The organism is Flavobacterium notoginsengisoli, assembly GCF_042686225.1.
In the GTDB taxonomy this organism is placed as follows: domain Bacteria; phylum Bacteroidota; class Bacteroidia; order Flavobacteriales; family Flavobacteriaceae; genus Flavobacterium; species Flavobacterium notoginsengisoli.
The window spans coordinates 378,063-395,369 of record NZ_JBHUOT010000007.1; the positions used below are offsets into that span (position 1 = coordinate 378,063).

Consider the following 17,307-nt stretch of genomic DNA (forward strand, 5'->3'; position numbering starts at 1 on the left):
TAAAAAAATATAAAATGAAAGAAAAGCTATTTAGCATCATACTGTTACTGTTTTTATCATATACTTTAAATGCACAAGTAAATACATTCATTGGAAAAAAAACTAAAGTCGATTATAATGAAAAATTAAAGTTTGAAAAATTGATTTGCAAAGGGGATTCAATAATTGGATTTAATGCATATTACTATTCTGTATCTTATAACCGGGGACATGATTGGCAATCTTTTGAATATAATGAAACAATTTTGCCTTATAACAATATATTCCATGAAGACATTGACGAAAGTTTATTTATTAGAGAAAATGATTTGATAATTTTTAATTCAGAATTTTTAATTTCAAAAGATTTTGGAAGAAGTTTTAAAAGAATCAGCAAAAACAAAAAAGTTCAAGAGCAAAGGAGATTCTATAAAGGATATATGTTTAATGATAATTATATAGGGCTTTCAAGTGAAGGGCTCTATATATCAGAAGATTGCACCAATTGGAATAAAATAAAGACACCGGAAGGCATCCAAATAACCAAATTTACATCTTCAAATAATCAAATGTACATTGCTACTCTTAAAAATATTTATGAATCTACTGACAAGGGAATATCATGGTCAAAAATAGATGAAATTGTTTTTAAATATGATGTTGAAACAATGAGAAGCCTTGGTGGTATAAGCAGATTTTTAGCTTTTGATAATAAATTATACATTGACTATAACGAAAGTCGTAATGAACTCTATGATTGTATTAGTTATGTATATGATTTAAAGCAAAAAACAGAAACAAAACTTGAAAAAATCAGAAATGTATTTTTAAAAGACAATATTTTATTCATTCTTACTAATTCAAAAATGGATGAGAATCAACGAACAATTATAGAAAATGGTAAAATATTATATTATAAAAATTCAATGGAAAATTCAAAAATAGATACATCTAAATTATGTAAAAGTAGTTTACGTTTACATTGTGGTATTTCTAATTTTTATATTAATTCAGATTATATAGTAATAGACGGGGAATTAAGTATTCCGAATTCATCAAATTTAGTCAGATAGTATAAATTCTTATACTTTATAAATTCACTTTTTCTTATATAAATTTTGAAATAAAAAAACATTATGGATAATGCAATATATTGTTCTTCCTGTGGGGCATTAAATCAATTACCTGACGGTAAAAGTTCAATGTTTTGTGCTTTTTGTGGAAATTCTATCAATAAAACAATTCCAAATCATTCAGTAATAAACAAAACATTAAGTACTGCCAAAATAAAAAAGGAATCTTCTTTAGCTTATGAAAATAGAGAGATTCATAGTATTCAACAAATCACAGACTTATATCCTGATTCAGAATTAGGTAAGGTTAAATATCTATTTTTAAACAACAACAATATTACTTCAATAAAATATATTTCCAAGTTTAGAGCCGTATCATATAATTTCTCAAATAACAAAATAGTAAATATTTCTGATGATGATATTTTAGAATTAAACAGTTTAAAATTTCGTGTTTTAGAATCAAACCTAGGAATTAATTTTATAAATAATCCTTTTAGTTCGCTTGAATGGTTAAGAAAATTTGATTATAAAAGAATATTATCTACTGCTACTGTAAGTGCATCTCATTTGATTGGTGATAATAGGAATAAAGATTTTGATAATGTGGAAGTCAACTTGTCTTTTTCAACAATAAAGGATTATAATGTTGATTTTTTAAAAGATGATAATATTAGAATAGTAGCTAATGATAAAACAACTAAAATAACTTTTTATCATCCTGAAAATAACTTGAATCCTAAAAAACGTGATAAATATATAGAATCAATAGAGAAACAAACAACAGGTTCTTGTTTTATTGCAACTGCTACAATGGGAAACTACAATCATCCGTTGGTTATGGAATTAAGATCTTTTAGAGACAATTGGATATTGCAAAAATATTGGGGAGATAGTTTTGTTAAGTGGTACTATCTAAACGGAGCAATAGTTGCAAAGTTTATAGAAAGAAGTTTTGTATTAAAGAAGTTGAGTTACATTTTTATTGTTAAACCATTAGTTTGTTTAGCTCGATTTCTAAAAAAACATTCCAATTAATCCGTTCCACTTTTTAAAATAAAAAATCATGAAATTAAGTTTTTGGAATTGGCTTCATTTATCAGTTCCCTATGTTATAGCATTATTTTGTTATCATAATTGGGAGGAGAATTTTTTAGCTTGGCTATTTATAGGTTGTTTTTTAACTGAAATAATTACCATGGCTCCTTATATGGATAGAGAGGTGAAAACAGGCAGGTCATTTAACACCAAATATGGTAAAATTGTAGAATATCAAACTGTTAAAGGTGAAAGTGGTAGTGACATGGGGAATATAACGGGGAAAATTCATATGGTTCATTTCTTAGTATTGCTTTTGATAATTATTTATGCCATATATTCCCTTTTTTCTTCTATAAATGTTGATAAGTCAAATACCGAAGCCATAGATCTTTTAAATAATAATGATAATAAGACCGAAATCAACAATCAAATTAATGAATCTGAAATTGAAGTAATTCCAGATGCTAATGACACTTTGTCAAAGGCTAAAGTGAGTAATGATAATTATTCTTCTGAAAATATTTCAGAAGGAGGAAATTCGACTGAAATTCAAACACCGGATAATGAAAAAAACACTAATAATAGTACTTATAATGCAAGTGAAATAAGTTATAATATTAAATCAGAAGACGAGCTTAGAATAGCTGATAAAAAATTGAATATTATTTACGAACAAGTTATGGCAGTTTTAAACGAAACTGAAAAAACTGCATTAAGACTTGAACAGAGAAAATGGATAAAACATAGGGATATTTCTTGCGAAGAAGAAACTAGAGATTTGAGAGGAGGTAATCTTTACATGGGTTTTTTAAATAATTGTAAAAAAGAGGCAACAGAGAAAAGAATAGGTGAATTAAATGACATTCTGGAATCTAAAGAATAGGCTAGTGTTCTCATAAAAGATTATTGGGTTGGTAATGTTACAGATTAGGTGTTTTTATAATTTAATCATTTAACTAGCTGAAAAAGAATATTAAATTTAAAATTATTGAAAAAGAAAGAGACGACCATGAGGTCGTCTCTTTCTTTTTTGTCTTTTAATAAGCCTTAAAGTGCTTTTACCTTACCTTAGTGTTCCAGATTAGGTCATGAAAATAAAATGTAATTTGTGCAATGGTAAATACGTAAAAAATGGATTTCAATCTAATGGAAATCAGCTTTATAAATGTTGTGTTTGCAAAAAAAGACAGCGGATTGAGTATGGCTGCAACGCTTACAAATAGGATATAAATCAGGAAATTTAAAGGAAGAATTATTAAATAGTTAGTTAGTTAGTTAGTTAGTTAGTTAGTTAGTTAGTTAGTTAGTTAGTTAGTTAGTTAGTTAGTTAGTTAGTTAGTTAGTTAGTTTGTTTTGTTTATGTTTTTCTTCTTCTGTTTAGATTTTTTTAATTTGGTTTTGGCCGGTGATAGTGCAGTTGGCTGGAAAGGGAGGTTTATTTGAGAAAGAAGATTGCTTTATTGTGATATTTTTAATGAGATTTAAACAAGTTTAGTTTGATTAAAAAAAATAATCTGCCCTTTTGGACAGATTGTTTTTAAGTACTAGTGATGTAGAATTTATAACAAAATAATTTTGAGGTATTTGCTCTATATTAAAAACAAAAATATATGGACTTTATATTGGAAGAAATGTGTTCTGGGCTTTTTCTTGATCTTGTAAATTAAACCTAACGTAGGCAGCTTTACTAAAAAAAATATACTATAATGTTTTATAGTTTAATGTTTTGTAAAACCTATATAAGTGATCGTAGATTATAAGCTCATACATTCTTTGTTTTGATGTATACTGTCGGTTAATCATCATATGAATATGACTCGCTAAAAAGTCGTAAAGATCTATTTCAATAGTATTTTTTATTTCTGAAACTTTCTCTGTGGTTTGATTTTGTTTTTCCTCAATTATTTCATGAAAATCAGAAATATTCCCCCTATTTTCTCCTGTTATATAATACTTTATTTCGTTTGATAATTCTCTATATTTTTTGTCAAGTTCTTTTTTTAATATTTTGTCCGCTTCAAATTCTTCCTTAAACGAATGTTGTAGGATTTGCATCAAAGCTAACTTATCCGACGCAGATAAAGAAAAAGAGTTTAAAAGTGAATCGATCGAGCAAAAACTGAATAGAAGCGCCATTTCTTTTTTCTGAAATCTTTTCTTTACAGAAAGATATTTAATCATCATTTCACTATCCTTCCAAAATAAAAATTCCGTATTTTCCATGGTGTTTTTTCCATATCTTTCCAGTTCTCTTTTATAGGTATCTGTTTGAATTTTCCATGCTAAATTTTCCTGAAGTAAATTATTGATAATTGGATAAAGTATTTGAATCACTTTTGACAAATCTTTTTTGTCTTCAAGTAAAAATCGAATTCTAATATGTGTATCGCTATCCTCATATCGAATAAAGAACCACTTTTGTATAAGTTTTTTCTTTTTTAACTGTAAGATAACAGAATAAAATCTTTCAAGTAAAATAAGATCTGCGGTTTTTGTACCGGTATAAATTTTATAGTATAGCCACTCACTACCTAAACAGAAATTTCTTTGCATTTATAGTCGTTCTTTAAAAAATGATAAAATAAATTGGTTACTGAATGCTTCACCTTTATTATTTTTTACAATAGATTCTTCAGTAAAGAGAAATTCTTCCAGAATAATTTTGTTCCTCTTTCCCGCCGATTTTAAAAACAATTGAATTCCGATTTCCGTTTGAAAATCTAAAAGCAGTGTGTTGTCGGAATTAACCCAATTTATGAGATTTGGAATATTTTTACTGATTCTCCAATTTGAAAATGCTTCAAATAGATTTTTACCGTTTAATTTTAAAAACGTAGCTATCTCTTCTTTAGCAATAATCCACCTCGCTTTCGAAAGTATAATTTCTTTGTATTCCACTCTCGGGAAGTAATTATAATGAGACTCTAAAATCCCCCAGTTAAAGCTAAATATTGGTTTTGTATTCTGGCTCTGCAAATCACATAAAAAATAATATACGGGAAGCGAATTATTGCTAAAGTTGTGAGCGTTTGAAAGACAAGGAATAACTTCTTTATTGAATTTTTTAGAATACAGTTTAATTTTATCGTTTCTCACTGAGACAAATAAATCATTTAACTCAATTGTATGTTCTTTTTCAGTTCCCGAATTGGCCAAATAGGCAATTTCATATTTTCTTAAAACAGGTCTCCGTAAAATATTTCCCGTTCTGGACTGAGGAATATGAACAATTTCAGCCAAAATTTTATTATCATGATACTCTTGTTCTTTTTGTATAATTTTTTTAGTAAGTTTATGAATATCGGCATTTCCATTGCAAAACCTGCCAAGTAATTTTGCAGCGCTAACATCTCCTGAGGATTCAATTGCCAACTTTTGATCGCTGTAAATCTCAATCATCGCAGAAAATGTAGCGGGAAGATAATCCAGATTAGAATCAAAATCAGGAAAATCACTTTTATATAATTCTATTTTGTTCTGATTTTTTGAAAAACATTCCTGAAGTTTTTTTTCTAGAATAGAATCATAAGATGTCCAATTCTGAGTATCATTTTTGCTCTTTTTACGTTTGAAAGTAAAAGCTTCGAGGATATCGTGCGAGTCATTCATTTCATGATTTACAGGATAACCTAATCCGCATTCTGTATCTAAAACAGCCATAAGTGGCATTTCCTGTGTTTCGTACCTTTCAGAAAATGCTTTAATGAACATCTTGAGATTATAAGGTTCTTTTGCGGACTGTATGCCATTTAAAAAATAAAGTCCTTTGACAACCTTTTTTGCAATAGAGGCATTTAAATTATTTGTTATAGCAAATGTATTTAAATCAGTCTGAAAAAGATATTTTTCATCATATTCAAATCCTTCCTTCAGGATGTTTTCTTTGATTTCTCTATACTGATTTTCTGTAGGAACCAGAGAAACATCCAAATCTGAAATTTGTTTATTCAGGTTCTTAAAAAAATTATATTCTGCTGTTAGATCAGGAATGTTTTGTAAAAATGATACAACCTTTTCAAACTCATTATTGTGAGTTATAGAAGCTTCCACTTCGCTTATCAAAAACTGAAAGTCTATAAGATTCATGATAAATTCAAGAACTTCTTCTTTGTGAGAATCATTATCAGCAAAAACAGAAACCATTTCATCTACAGTTAATCCTGATTTTGTTTTGAGTATTATCTCTTTTAAAGCATCCGTTTTTCTTAGGGATGTAATGCTATGTTCACGCTTTGTATCAATATATTTATATTCAATATACCTATAAAAATCTCCAAATTCATAAGTAGAAGAATTGGGTAAATATTTTAATTTGGAAATTACTTTTTCCCGTTTGGTAATATTTTGCAGCAATGCTACCCAAAACTGCATATCAAACTGGGTATATCTTTTGTGCTTTTCAGGCACATTTAGTATTATATTGCTTTCAGTGTCCATTTTCCCAACAGAACAACCGGCAAAAAGGCCAAAGGGTGTGCATCTTGAAGACATTCTGGCAATATATCTCACTAAAGCAAATTCTGCTGCTGTTTTATTCTGATCCCCAGAGCGAGTATAATTGCCACCCCATTTATCAAGCTCCTGAACAAGTTCTGGCGAAGCCAGTCTAAGAGCCTCTTTGATCAGTGGCTTTTTATATATTGAAATTATCTTTTCCTGATTGTATTTTCTAGAAAGATCCAAATAGAAAGATACTGGAAGTATAGGGGTTCTTAGTACATATTGGGAGAAACATGCAATTTTAAAATTCGATTTCATTCTTTCTCTTTACTAACTTTCTCAGCAAGCAGCATTGCATTGTAAACATTTAAAACTTTTCCAGATTTTGATAGTTCTGAAAATGGAATTTTTTTATCTTTTGTTCCTGGCACTATAACCTCCAGATCATAAGCAGTACCGGAGTCTGTAATAATCTGTTTAACCTGTGTAGCTTTAAAAGCCGGATAATAGAGCCAGATTAGCGCCGCGGTTCCCGATACCATTGGTCCGGAAAATGAAGTCCCCGAATCAAATTTATAATTATTATCTGTAGTTGTAGAATATATTTCATCTCCTGGAGCAAATAAGTCGACATTATGTTTTCCGTAATTAGAAAAATCAGAAACAAAGGTACTATCCAGTTTATGTGTGATGGACCCAACATTAATAAAATTGGAGTTTATTTCCTTGAAATTTTCAAAATCACTGTCATTTGGATAGAAAGGGTTTTTGTCAATGTCAAACCCATTGTTTCCTGCACAATGAACAAGGAGAACGTCATGCTTTTCAGCATATTTAAATGCTTCTTCGACCCATTCTTTGTGCAAAGAAAACTCCTTTCCAAAAGACATATTAATTATTTTTGCCCCATTATCAACAGCATAATATATAGCCATAGCAATGTCCTTATCTTGTTCGTCTCCTACTGGAATAATAGGTATAGGCATAATCTTAACATTTTGCGCAATTCCCTTTATACCTATGTTATTTTCTCTGTTGGCAGCAATTACTCCTGAGACTTTGGTAGAATGTTCCTGTACAGATTGATATTCCGTTTTATTATTTAAAAAATTATTGCCATAACCTTTTTCTAAAACATTAGGATTGTCGGCTATTAGTATACGATCGTTGAAATTTTGATTTATATTTTTATTGACAACGGAATCGAGATAGGTTTGCTGATCTTTTATGTCTTTTAAGGTTTTTTGACCAACTTCAAGATTGACGATCATATAACTGATTAATGCGCCTAAATCTGTATCATTGTCATCTCGTCTTTGTCTGTATCTTTTATCATTTATTTTGTACTTTTTATAAAGACTATCCAACTGATTGTATGTGTAATCTTCTTTTGGGAAAAAATATTTTAGTGTGTCTTTTACCAATGGAAAAACAGAAACACCATGATCTAAAGATTTTAGCCAGTTTTTATAAAAATTATTTTCATCTTCTAACTTTGTTAAAGCTCTATTATATTCTTTATATTTATATAAGTCTTTATTGTTAATTTGTGACTTTGTTTTATCTTTAAATAAAGGCTCCCATTCTCTTACTATACGCGTATAATCGTAATTGCCCCATACAAGATAACCGCCATTTTTTGTTCCTTTAAAATTCCATCCATTTATATCGTCTACATAGCCATTGTGATCATCATCGATACCATTATTGGGAATCTCATTATTGTTTATCCAAATTTTTCCTTTTAAATCTTCATGATTAAGATCAATTTGCGTATCAATTACAGCTACAATGATGTTTTTACTTTTGGGTTTCTTTTTGTTCGATGCATACCATTTATCCACTGATATACCAGGTATTCCATCTAAAACGATATCTTTCTGATACCATGTCTGCATTTCTTTGGTAGAAAGCTCCTTTTTTGGAGAATGTATTACAGAAGAATTTAAATTCTTTTTGCTTTTACATCCGACAAATAAGAACAGAAACACAATAAAAAATAGGGTAGGTTTCATTGCTGACTTTAAGTTTTTAAGTATGATCTTAGAGCTATTTTTTATTTTTATTGATTTTTTTGGCAAGCTGCATAGCATTATAAACATTTAAAACTTTTCCCGATTTTGACAATTCCGAGAAAAGAACCTTTTTATCTTTCGTTCCAGGGACTATGACCTCTAAGTTAAAAGTTGTTCCGGAATCCATAATAATTTGTTTAACTTGGGAAACGGTAAGATTTGGATAATAGGACCAGATCAATGCAGCTGTTCCTGATACCATTGGTACGGACATCGATGTACCGGAATCGAATGTATAGCCACTGTTTGCAGTGGTAGTGTATATTTGGTCGCCAGGGGCAAACAAATCAACATTTTGTTTGCCATAGTTGGAAAAATCAGAGACAAAAGTATTGTCCAATTTATGGGTCACCGATCCTACATTGATGAAATTTGAACATTTTTCCTCAAAATTTTCAAAATTAGTATCATTTGGATAAAATGGCTCTTTATCTATATCGACACCGTCATTTCCTGCACAATGAATTAATAAAACATTATGCTCTTCAGCGTATTTAAATGCTTCTGTTATCCATTCTTGGTGCATAGAAAATTCTTTCCCAAAAGACATATTAATAACCTTTGCCCCATTATCTACAGCGTAACGTATAGCCATGGCAATGTCTTTATCATTTACATCTCCCGGTGAAGAAATGCTCAAGGGCATAATTCTAACGTTTTGGAGAATTCCTTTTATGCCGATGTTATTTTCCCTATTGGCTCCAATAATTCCTGCCATTTTTGTACAATGGTATTGCAGTGATCTATGTCCTGCTTTATTATTGCTTACATTATTGTTGCCATAACCTTTTTCTAAATTATCAGGATTATCGCCAATTAGTAAACGTTCATTGTAGTCTAAATTTAAGTTTTTGTTTACCGTCGAATCCAGTTGTATTTGGTGATTTTTTATTTGTTCTAACTTTTTTTGATTTAGATCCAAATTGATCATCATGCAGCTAATTAAGGCTCCCAAATCTTTATCTCCATCATCACGTCTCTGCCAAAACTCTTTGTCATTGACTTTGTACTTTTTATACAAGCTATCCAGCTGATTATATGTGTAATCTTCTTTTGGGAAAAAATATTTTAAAGTATCTTTTGCTAACGGATAAATAGCAACTCTGTAATTAAGGGATTTGAGCCATCTTTTATAATAAGGTTCTTTTTCTCCCAGTATTTTTAAAGCCCTTTGGTACTCTTTATATTTGTAAAGATCTTTAGTATTTATTTGAGATTCTGTTTTATCCTTAAATAATGCTCCCCATTTTTCTACAATACGGACATATTCATATCTGTTCCAAACAACGTATCCGCCACTTCGGGTTCCGATAAAATTCCAACCGTTTATATCATCAATATAACCATTATGGTCATCATCAATGCCATTATTAGCTATTTCTTTGGTGTTGGTCCATAATTGTCCTTGTAAATCCTCATGGTTTATATCGATTTGAGTGTCAATTATGGCAACAATAATTCCATTGTTTTTAGGTTTCTTTTTATTTAAATTGTACCACTTGTCCAGTGAAATTCCTGGAATTGTATCAGTATTATAATCTTTCTGATACCAAGTTTTCAATGAGTTTGATGAAATATTATTTTTAGAGACAATCTTATCGGGATTAGATAAGTCTTTGGAAGACTTACATCCTATAAGCAATATTAAAAAGAAAAAAGAAAGATTTATTAACTTCATTTTACGGGCAAATATTGATACTTTTTGGGGAGCTGTATCTGGGGAAGAAATATTTTTACTTATTGCATTGAATTGAAGAACCCTTACCGTTACTTTTGGTTTCATCAATTGGTGGATCATCTTGGTCGTTTCCGCCACCAATAATTAAATGGGGGTTTTTTAATTTAGCCACTTCAAATTTGTCTAAAGAAAATTTGTTAGCTTCTCTTTTTAATTTTTTCGTTTTCATTTTTATAAATTTAAATTATTATTTAGCAAATATATAACCTGAGATTTGGAGATTCATGAAATAACTAATTGTGGTTATCGGAATTCAGGAATTTCGAGTCCATATTTCTTTGTTAAGAAGCTGTTTTTTAGTTTTTTGGTATTGAAATTTTTAATCTAATTCTTTAATGAAATAAGTTGGTTTTATACCTGTTTTTTTATAAAAAGCGGTTGAAAATGATTCGGCATTGTTAAAGCCGAACTCTAATGCTAGTGCCTGAACAGTATACTTTCTTAGTTTATTATTTTTCTGTAATTGACCAATAGCATGATCAATTCTTAAATCATTGATGTACTGAATAAATGATTTTTCTTTATATACATTAACTATTTTAGACACATATTTTGTATTAGTTTCAAATGATGAAGATAAAATTTGTACTGTAATATTTGGTGTCAAATATTCTTTGTCTTTTTCGAAGCGATTAAGCTTTTCTAAAATCTGATTGATTAACTCTTCCCCAATACCAATATCCCTAATTTTAATAGAATCAGTTCCGGGTTCGTTTTCTTTGTTGAATTCGTAATTATCATTTCGGTTTGTTTCATTTATTATTTTTTCAAATCTTGACCTGTATTGTTTTTTAGTTCGATACTGATGCAATGCAAAACCTCCTAGAGCAATAGCAGTTAAGAATAAAAATCCTAATCCCCAATATGTTTTTACTTTAGCTCTATTAAGAGAAGTAATAAGACTTTCTTTATCAGAAATTAAGTGTGGAGTATCATATTGATCATATACCAATTTATTTAATTCACGATAATTTTTATTTAAAGTACTGTCGATAGCCATATAGGCTGTTATATATTTTAACTGTTTTTCCTTGTCTCCTAAATTTTTATAATAGCTAATTAAATACGGATATCCGTCCATAAACTCAGCGCTTATTTCTTTTGTTAGTTTGTAGATAGAATCTACACGTATAAAATTTTGTGCTGCTGTTTTTTTTTTTCCTATTCCATCATATGTTTTTCCTAAATAAAAATAAGCAGCCAACACATTTCCAGTATTGTTACATTCAATCATTTTAGGTAATGCCTTGTTAATACTATCTAGGGCTGCAACATAATTCTTTTTTAGTACTTGGTTTGCACCTTCATTTAGAATAAAAAGATTTTTATACTCTTCATTGTTAGTTGCTTTAGATTCCATATAGCCTAGTTTATTGTAGTATGAAGTGGAGTCTGTCTTTTTTAAAGATTTATAGCAATCAGCCAATCCAAAAATGACGTTTACATACTCTCCGGCATAATCTGGGCTTCTTGTATCTTTGTCTTTATAATACCTGTAGCATTCTTTATATATATCTAATGCTTCCTTATATTCTCCTAAATCTTCAGATTTGGTAACAGCTATATAATCTCTTACTACATAATAATAATCAATATTGGTTTGAAGTGCATTTTTTTCTGCATAATTATAATTAATCATCGCTTCTTTAAACTTAAATTGAGCTTTAAGAAAATCAGCTTTTTCGCAATAAGCGGCTGCAGGAAAAAATTTATCTTTTGATCCTTCCGAATATTTGATGACACTATCAAGATATTGGATAGCTTTTTTCTTGTTAGATTTATAATACAACAGAGCGATTTGATAATTGGCTTTTGCAATTCTTATACTATTATTTTCCCTTTGTGCCTTTGTCATGTATGCATTGGTGTATATAATTTGTTTTTTTTGCTTACCGACATTAGCAAAATATAAATCGTGTAATTTATCATAAGATAAGTTTGTAAGATCATTTTTCGAAGTCTGAGCTAATAAAAACAAGGGCGTAAGTAATACGAGTACAATATTCTGATATTTTAAACGAAGCATTTTATTGTTTTTTACAAAAATAAGTGATAAACGTACATTTTTATAAGAATTTAGTCCTTTTTTTTATGCTTTTAATTTTTAACTAATTACGTTTAGATTTTTTTGAAATTCCTGAATTCCAGTACCGATATTCCTGAATTCCGATATGGATCATTTGTCGCTGTTTAAGTGATTATCTAGTTTTGGCTCAGGAAAAGTTAGAGTTCAAAACAGTAAGTTTTTATTGCGAGTCATATCTTTTCCGGATATAATTGGCCAATTATATGGGATAACTTGAATAAAGTAAATCCAAATTAAAAATTTATTTAACATTTAAACATTTTAAAAATTATGAAAAAATTAGAAGATTTCGCGTGCGAGAAAGTAGAAGTTAACGTAATTGGAGGAACATGGGCAGCAAAAGATGCCTATACATTTTGCGAAGTAAAAGGTCAGGAACTAAACGACTATGATGGTATTGACCCAAACAGTAAATAATTAAAAGTATTTTAATTTTGATATTTAGGCATATCTGATATGCCTAAATATTCTTATAAAATTTATTATGATTTTAATATTAAGCAAACCAGGAGATAGAGATACAGACGACGTTATGGAATGGCTTAATTTTTTTAATGCACCTGTAATTCGAATTAACGATGAGGAATTAATGCAAGGCAGATCTTCATTTACGTATAACCTTCATTTAGTTGAAAAGTCCTTTTTTGATAATGGCGTACAAAAGGTTTATTTGAGTGATATTACAACTGTGTGGTGTAGAAAATTTGGTTTTTTAGATGATTATGAAAAGAAAATAGGTCCAGTTAAAGAACTCACAGATTATTTGTACGGTGAGTTTAGAGCTTTGCGTGATTTAATTTTAGATCTTCTTGAGGACAAAAAATGGTTGTTTAAAAGAAATTTATGGAAATCTAAATTAGAAATTTTAAATGAAGCAAAAATGGTTGATTTAAATATTCCAAATACACTTGTAACAACAGAAAGGAAAAAATTAAAATTGTTTCTAAAAGACAATAATCAATTCGTTATTACAAAATCACTTGCAGAGGCTACACATATTAGATTGCCAGATCAGGATCCTATTGCATTAAGTACAAAAAAGATTGAGAGTGTAATGAATTTAAGTAAGAAATTCAGCCCTTCGCTTTTTCAGGAGTATATCGAAAAAGAAATTGAACTTAGAGTTTTCTATATCATGGGAAAATGTTACTCTATGGCCATATTTTCACAAAGTAATCCAAAGACGGTTCTTGATTTCAGATCATATGACTGGGAAAACCCTAACCGGCTTATTCCATACCAACTCCCTGAGCAGATTGAAACCAAGATAGATCGATTGATGAAAAAGCTTAAACTAAACACAGGGTCCGTGGATCTGATTAAAGCCAGAAAAAATGGAGAATATTACTTCTTAGAGGTTAATCCGTCAGGACAATTTACAATGACCTCACTTCCTTGTAATTATCCACTACACAGAATAGTTGCTGAAAATTTAATTTTATTGAGTAATGAAGAATAAGAAAAAGATAAGCTTACCGGTAATTGCAGAACCCATTATAGACAAACTGATTATATTGGATTACAATATGTATTATCAATATATGGAGTCTGATTTTTATCAAACATCAAAAATTATATGCAGAGAATTTAAAAAGCCACTTTATTTAAAAGATTACCATGCTTAATAAAAAATTCAAACTATTTTCAAGTTGTTTCCCTGTAAAAGGCGTAAACCAAGGAGTTGTAATTGATATCCAAAGACAAAATTACTATCTAATCCCTAATCAGATAATCGATATCCTAATCGAATATTCAAGTAAAAAGATATATGATCTTTTCAGGGATTTTAAAGATGATAAACATATTTTAAAAAAATATATACGTTTTTTTATTACCAATGAATTACTAATTGTGAGTAACGACGTAGATCGGTTTCCGGCAATAAATACAGATTTTGTGCGTCCTTACAGTATTGATACTCTAAATTTAGAATTGGGCATTTCACATTCAATTTTAAAGGATGTTCTTAAAGAAAAAATAGAAAAATTAGGTATTTCCAATATAAGACTCATCTGCAGAGATTTTGATTTGGCAGAATTGTACCAAATACTCAAAATTTTTAATAAATCCAGAGTTAAGTCAATCATTTTGTATTTAGAATATGATGTGACGAAAGAAGATGAATTGATAAAACTTCAGAATAAATTTATTCGATTAGCCGTTGTGATCTTTTACAAAGCAAGGATCGAAAACGAAACAGAAAATAGTCAGTTCGTTTATGACAGAAGGCCCTTAGAGGAGATTTTATCTATGAAAATTACTCATAGGAACAATTTTTCATTTAGTATTCAGGGCTTTATTGAATCATTACACTACAACTCAGCCTATAACAGAACTATATATATTGATAGTTTGGGAAATATAAAACGCCATTTGAATGATGAATCTGTGTTTGGAAATCTTAGTTCACATGATTTAGAAACTGTAATTCTTAATGAGGGAATAGTGAATTTTTGGAATATTAGTAAAGATAAAGTAAAAATTTGCAGGGATTGTGAATTTAGATATATCTGTCCTGATGGCAGTATCCCTTTAATTTCAGAAGATGGTTCGAATTATGTAAAATCCCATGATTGTATTTATGATCCATACACCAATATATGGAGATGAAGAAAATAGGAGCCGGCTATCAGACTAAAAATAAAAATTTCTTTTAGATGCAAATACCTTAAAATCAGTTTTGAAAAAGTTTATAAATTACAGACAAGCGGACTACAAAGATTGTGGTCCTACCTGTTTAAAAATTATTGCAAAGCACTATGGTAAAACAGTTAATATTCAAGAGCTTAGAGAAAGCAGTGAAACTACACGAGAAGGAAGTAATCTGTTTTTTTTAAGCCATGCTGCGGAAAAAATTGGTTTTCGAAGTTTAGGTGTTAAGATCAATTTAATTAGTCTTAATGAAGCTCCGCTTCCTTGTATTATACATTGGAATAATGAGCACTATATTGTTTTATATAAAATAAAAAAAGAGAAATATTTTATTTCAGACCCGGCATTTGGTCTAATTGAATATAACAAATATGATTTTCTTAAATTTTGGATTGGCAATAATGCGGATGATTCCACTAAGGAAGGAATTGCTTTATTACTGGAACCTACTCCAAAGTTTTCGCAGTCTGAATTTGAGAAAGAGGATAATAAGGGACTTGGTTTTAATTTGTTGTCCCAATATATATTAAGATATAAAGCATTTTTAATACAGCTGACTGTTGGATTGCTGGCCAGTAGTTTGTTGCAATTAATCTTTCCATTTTTAACACAGAGCATTGTAGACATTGGTATACAAAACCAAAATATTCAATTTATCTACTTAATCCTTTTTGCACAATTATTTCTATTCGCAGGCAGGACTGGACTGGAATTGATCAGAGGCTGGATATTGCTACATCTTTCCACCAGGATAAACATCTCTTTAATTTCAGATTTTTTTATTAAACTGATGAATTTGCCTGTATCGTTCTTTGATGTACGGGTCACAGGTGATATAATACAGCGAATTAATGATCATCGGAGGATTGAAAAAATCTTAACCACTTCTTCGCTTAACGTTTTGTTTTCCACTATAAATATAATAATCTATGGAGGTGTACTTTTCTATTTCAATTTAGAGATTTTTCTAATTTTTTTTATCGGAAGCCTTTCGTATTTTGGATGGATCACACTTTTTTTGAAACGCAGGGAAGAATTAGATTATAAACGTTTTGCTGAAATTTCAAACGAACAGGGGAAAGTTATAGAACTTGTCAACGGAATGCAGGAAATCAAACTTCATAATGCTGAAAAACAAAAGCGCTGGAGTTGGGAATATGTACAGGCGAGGTTATTTAAAGTATACATTAAAGGACTTGTACTGGAGCAGTCACAGAGTATTGGATCATCCGTAATCAATGAGTTAAAAAACATTTTAATTATTTTTTTTTCTGCAAAATTAGTGATAGATGGCTCTATCACATTAGGTATGATGCTGGCGATCAATTCGATTGTTGGAAGTTTGAACGGACCAATAACACAACTTATTGAATTTGTTCGGGAACTTCAGGATGCAAGAATATCTTTAGCCAGATTATCTGAAATCCATGAAAAGGAAGATGAAACACAGCAGGAAATTTATCAGTCAAATGAAGTTCCCTATCATTGCAATATAATGTTAAAGAAAGCTTCTTTCCGATATTTGGGTTCGGATAGTCCCGTTTTAAAGGATTTGACCTTGGACATTCCGGCAAACAAAATAACAGCTATAGTAGGGGCAAGTGGTAGTGGAAAAACAACACTGATGAAATTACTTCTGAAGTTTTACGATCCTGAGAGTGGTGAAATTACCATTGGTGATGTACAACTAAAAAATATTTCTCAAAGATCCTGGCGGTCTAATATTGGTGTGGTGATGCAGGAAGGTTTTATCTTTAGTGATACTATTGCAAATAATATTGCTTTTGGAGTAGATAAGATTAATAAAGAACGTTTAGCATATGCGGCAGATGTAGCAAATATAAGTGAGTATGTTAGGGAACTTCCCTTTGGATTCAATACAAAAATAGGGGCGGAAGGAACAGGGATGAGTACAGGACAAAAACAACGGATATTAATTGCAAGAGCAGTTTATAAAAATCCCGAAATTCTTTTTTTTGATGAAGCAACTTCTGCTTTAGATGCAAACAACGAGAAGGAGATTATGAGAAAGCTGAATGTTTTTTTTAAAAACAAAACTGTGATTGTAATTGCTCATCGATTGAGTACGGTTATGAATGCTGATCAGATTGTGGTACTTGAGAAAGGGGAAATTATTGAAATTGGAAATCATTCCGAATTAGTGATACAAAGAGGAAATTATTTTGAATTGGTAAAAAATCAATTGCAGTTAGGAAATTAATT

The 17,307-nt window shown here is 29.8% G+C and carries 13 protein-coding genes; 7 read left to right on the forward strand and 6 right to left on the reverse strand.

Annotated features, from left to right (window positions below; translation table 11 throughout):
* The first annotated feature begins 14 nt into the window (after positions 1 to 14).
* The 3 genes from ACFS3A_RS17400 (at position 15) to ACFS3A_RS17410 (ending at position 2,976) form a co-directional block, all read left to right on the forward strand.
* The gene (locus ACFS3A_RS17400; RefSeq protein ID WP_379826839.1) at positions 15 to 1,052 is read left to right on the forward strand and encodes a WD40/YVTN/BNR-like repeat-containing protein; all 1,038 of its coding nucleotides are present in this window, start codon (positions 15 to 17) and stop codon (positions 1,050 to 1,052) included.
* Positions 1,053 to 1,115: 63 nt separating this feature from the next.
* Complete coding sequence (locus ACFS3A_RS17405) at positions 1,116 to 2,090, forward strand: CFI-box-CTERM domain-containing protein (protein WP_379826840.1); 975 nt, start codon at positions 1,116 to 1,118, stop codon at positions 2,088 to 2,090.
* Positions 2,091 to 2,118: 28 nt separating this feature from the next.
* Positions 2,119 to 2,976 carry a lysozyme inhibitor LprI family protein gene (locus ACFS3A_RS17410; RefSeq protein WP_379826841.1) on the forward strand — a complete coding sequence of 286 codons (858 nt, stop codon included), beginning with the start codon at positions 2,119 to 2,121 and terminating at the stop codon, positions 2,974 to 2,976.
* Positions 2,977 to 3,794: 818 nt separating this feature from the next.
* On the opposite strand, the gene ACFS3A_RS17415 is transcribed toward ACFS3A_RS17410, so the two are convergent.
* The 6 genes from ACFS3A_RS17415 to ACFS3A_RS17440 all read right to left on the reverse strand — a co-directional run bounded on the left by ACFS3A_RS17415 (position 3,795) and on the right by ACFS3A_RS17440 (position 12,372).
* The gene (locus ACFS3A_RS17415; RefSeq protein ID WP_379826842.1) at positions 3,795 to 4,646 is read right to left on the reverse strand and encodes a thiopeptide-type bacteriocin biosynthesis protein; all 852 of its coding nucleotides are present in this window, start codon (positions 4,644 to 4,646) and stop codon (positions 3,795 to 3,797) included.
* Positions 4,647 to 6,851, reverse strand: coding sequence for a lantibiotic dehydratase family protein (locus tag ACFS3A_RS17420; protein WP_379826843.1), 2,205 nt, complete (start codon positions 6,849 to 6,851; stop codon positions 4,647 to 4,649).
* Positions 6,848 to 8,548 carry a S8 family serine peptidase gene (locus tag ACFS3A_RS17425; RefSeq protein WP_379826844.1) on the reverse strand — a complete coding sequence of 567 codons (1,701 nt, stop codon included), beginning with the start codon at positions 8,546 to 8,548 and terminating at the stop codon, positions 6,848 to 6,850. The genes ACFS3A_RS17420 and ACFS3A_RS17425 overlap by 4 nt, the downstream gene beginning before the upstream one ends.
* A gap of 34 nt (positions 8,549 to 8,582) precedes the next feature.
* Positions 8,583 to 10,286, reverse strand: a complete 1,704-nt coding sequence (locus tag ACFS3A_RS17430) for a S8 family peptidase (protein WP_379826845.1) — start codon at positions 10,284 to 10,286, stop codon at positions 8,583 to 8,585.
* 55 nt (positions 10,287 to 10,341) lie between these two features.
* The gene (locus ACFS3A_RS17435; protein ID WP_379826846.1) at positions 10,342 to 10,515 is read right to left on the reverse strand and encodes a hypothetical protein; all 174 of its coding nucleotides are present in this window, start codon (positions 10,513 to 10,515) and stop codon (positions 10,342 to 10,344) included.
* Positions 10,516 to 10,665: 150 nt separating this feature from the next.
* The gene (locus tag ACFS3A_RS17440) at positions 10,666 to 12,372 is read right to left on the reverse strand and encodes a helix-turn-helix domain-containing protein (protein WP_379826847.1); all 1,707 of its coding nucleotides are present in this window, start codon (positions 12,370 to 12,372) and stop codon (positions 10,666 to 10,668) included.
* 330 nt (positions 12,373 to 12,702) lie between these two features.
* Between ACFS3A_RS17440 and ACFS3A_RS17445 the strand changes: the two genes are divergently transcribed.
* The 4 genes from ACFS3A_RS17445 (at position 12,703) to ACFS3A_RS17460 (ending at position 17,305) form a co-directional block, all read left to right on the forward strand.
* The gene (locus ACFS3A_RS17445) at positions 12,703 to 12,849 is read left to right on the forward strand and encodes a hypothetical protein (protein WP_379826848.1); all 147 of its coding nucleotides are present in this window, start codon (positions 12,703 to 12,705) and stop codon (positions 12,847 to 12,849) included.
* 67 nt (positions 12,850 to 12,916) lie between these two features.
* Complete coding sequence (gwsG, locus tag ACFS3A_RS17450) at positions 12,917 to 13,891, forward strand: grasp-with-spasm system ATP-grasp peptide maturase (protein ID WP_379826849.1); 975 nt, start codon at positions 12,917 to 12,919, stop codon at positions 13,889 to 13,891.
* A gap of 158 nt (positions 13,892 to 14,049) precedes the next feature.
* Positions 14,050 to 15,042 (forward strand): grasp-with-spasm system SPASM domain peptide maturase, encoded by a 993-nt coding sequence (gene gwsS, locus ACFS3A_RS17455; protein WP_379826850.1) that lies wholly within the window; start codon positions 14,050 to 14,052, stop codon positions 15,040 to 15,042.
* A 70-nt stretch (positions 15,043 to 15,112) separates the two neighbouring features.
* Positions 15,113 to 17,305 (forward strand): peptidase domain-containing ABC transporter, encoded by a 2,193-nt coding sequence (locus ACFS3A_RS17460; protein ID WP_379826851.1) that lies wholly within the window; start codon positions 15,113 to 15,115, stop codon positions 17,303 to 17,305.
* Positions 17,306 to 17,307: the final 2 nt, after the last annotated feature.

Bases quoted from the DNA above. Each gene is read 5' to 3' on its own strand.
- ACFS3A_RS17400 (WP_379826839.1), top strand. From the start codon at position 15: ATGAAAGAAAAGCTATTTAGCATCATACTGTTACTGTTTTTATCATAT.
- ACFS3A_RS17405 (WP_379826840.1), top strand. From the start codon at position 1,116: ATGGATAATGCAATATATTGTTCTTCCTGTGGGGCATTAAATCAATTA.
- ACFS3A_RS17410 (WP_379826841.1), top strand. From the start codon at position 2,119: ATGAAATTAAGTTTTTGGAATTGGCTTCATTTATCAGTTCCCTATGTT.
- ACFS3A_RS17415 (WP_379826842.1), bottom strand. From the start codon at position 4,646: ATGCAAAGAAATTTCTGTTTAGGTAGTGAGTGGCTATACTATAAAATT.
- ACFS3A_RS17420 (WP_379826843.1), bottom strand. From the start codon at position 6,851: ATGAAATCGAATTTTAAAATTGCATGTTTCTCCCAATATGTACTAAGA.
- ACFS3A_RS17425 (WP_379826844.1), bottom strand. From the start codon at position 8,548: ATGAAACCTACCCTATTTTTTATTGTGTTTCTGTTCTTATTTGTCGGA.
- ACFS3A_RS17430 (WP_379826845.1), bottom strand. From the start codon at position 10,286: ATGAAGTTAATAAATCTTTCTTTTTTCTTTTTAATATTGCTTATAGGA.
- ACFS3A_RS17435 (WP_379826846.1), bottom strand. From the start codon at position 10,515: ATGAAAACGAAAAAATTAAAAAGAGAAGCTAACAAATTTTCTTTAGAC.
- ACFS3A_RS17440 (WP_379826847.1), bottom strand. From the start codon at position 12,372: ATGCTTCGTTTAAAATATCAGAATATTGTACTCGTATTACTTACGCCC.
- ACFS3A_RS17445 (WP_379826848.1), top strand. From the start codon at position 12,703: ATGAAAAAATTAGAAGATTTCGCGTGCGAGAAAGTAGAAGTTAACGTA.
- gwsG (WP_379826849.1), top strand. From the start codon at position 12,917: ATGATTTTAATATTAAGCAAACCAGGAGATAGAGATACAGACGACGTT.
- gwsS (WP_379826850.1), top strand. From the start codon at position 14,050: ATGCTTAATAAAAAATTCAAACTATTTTCAAGTTGTTTCCCTGTAAAA.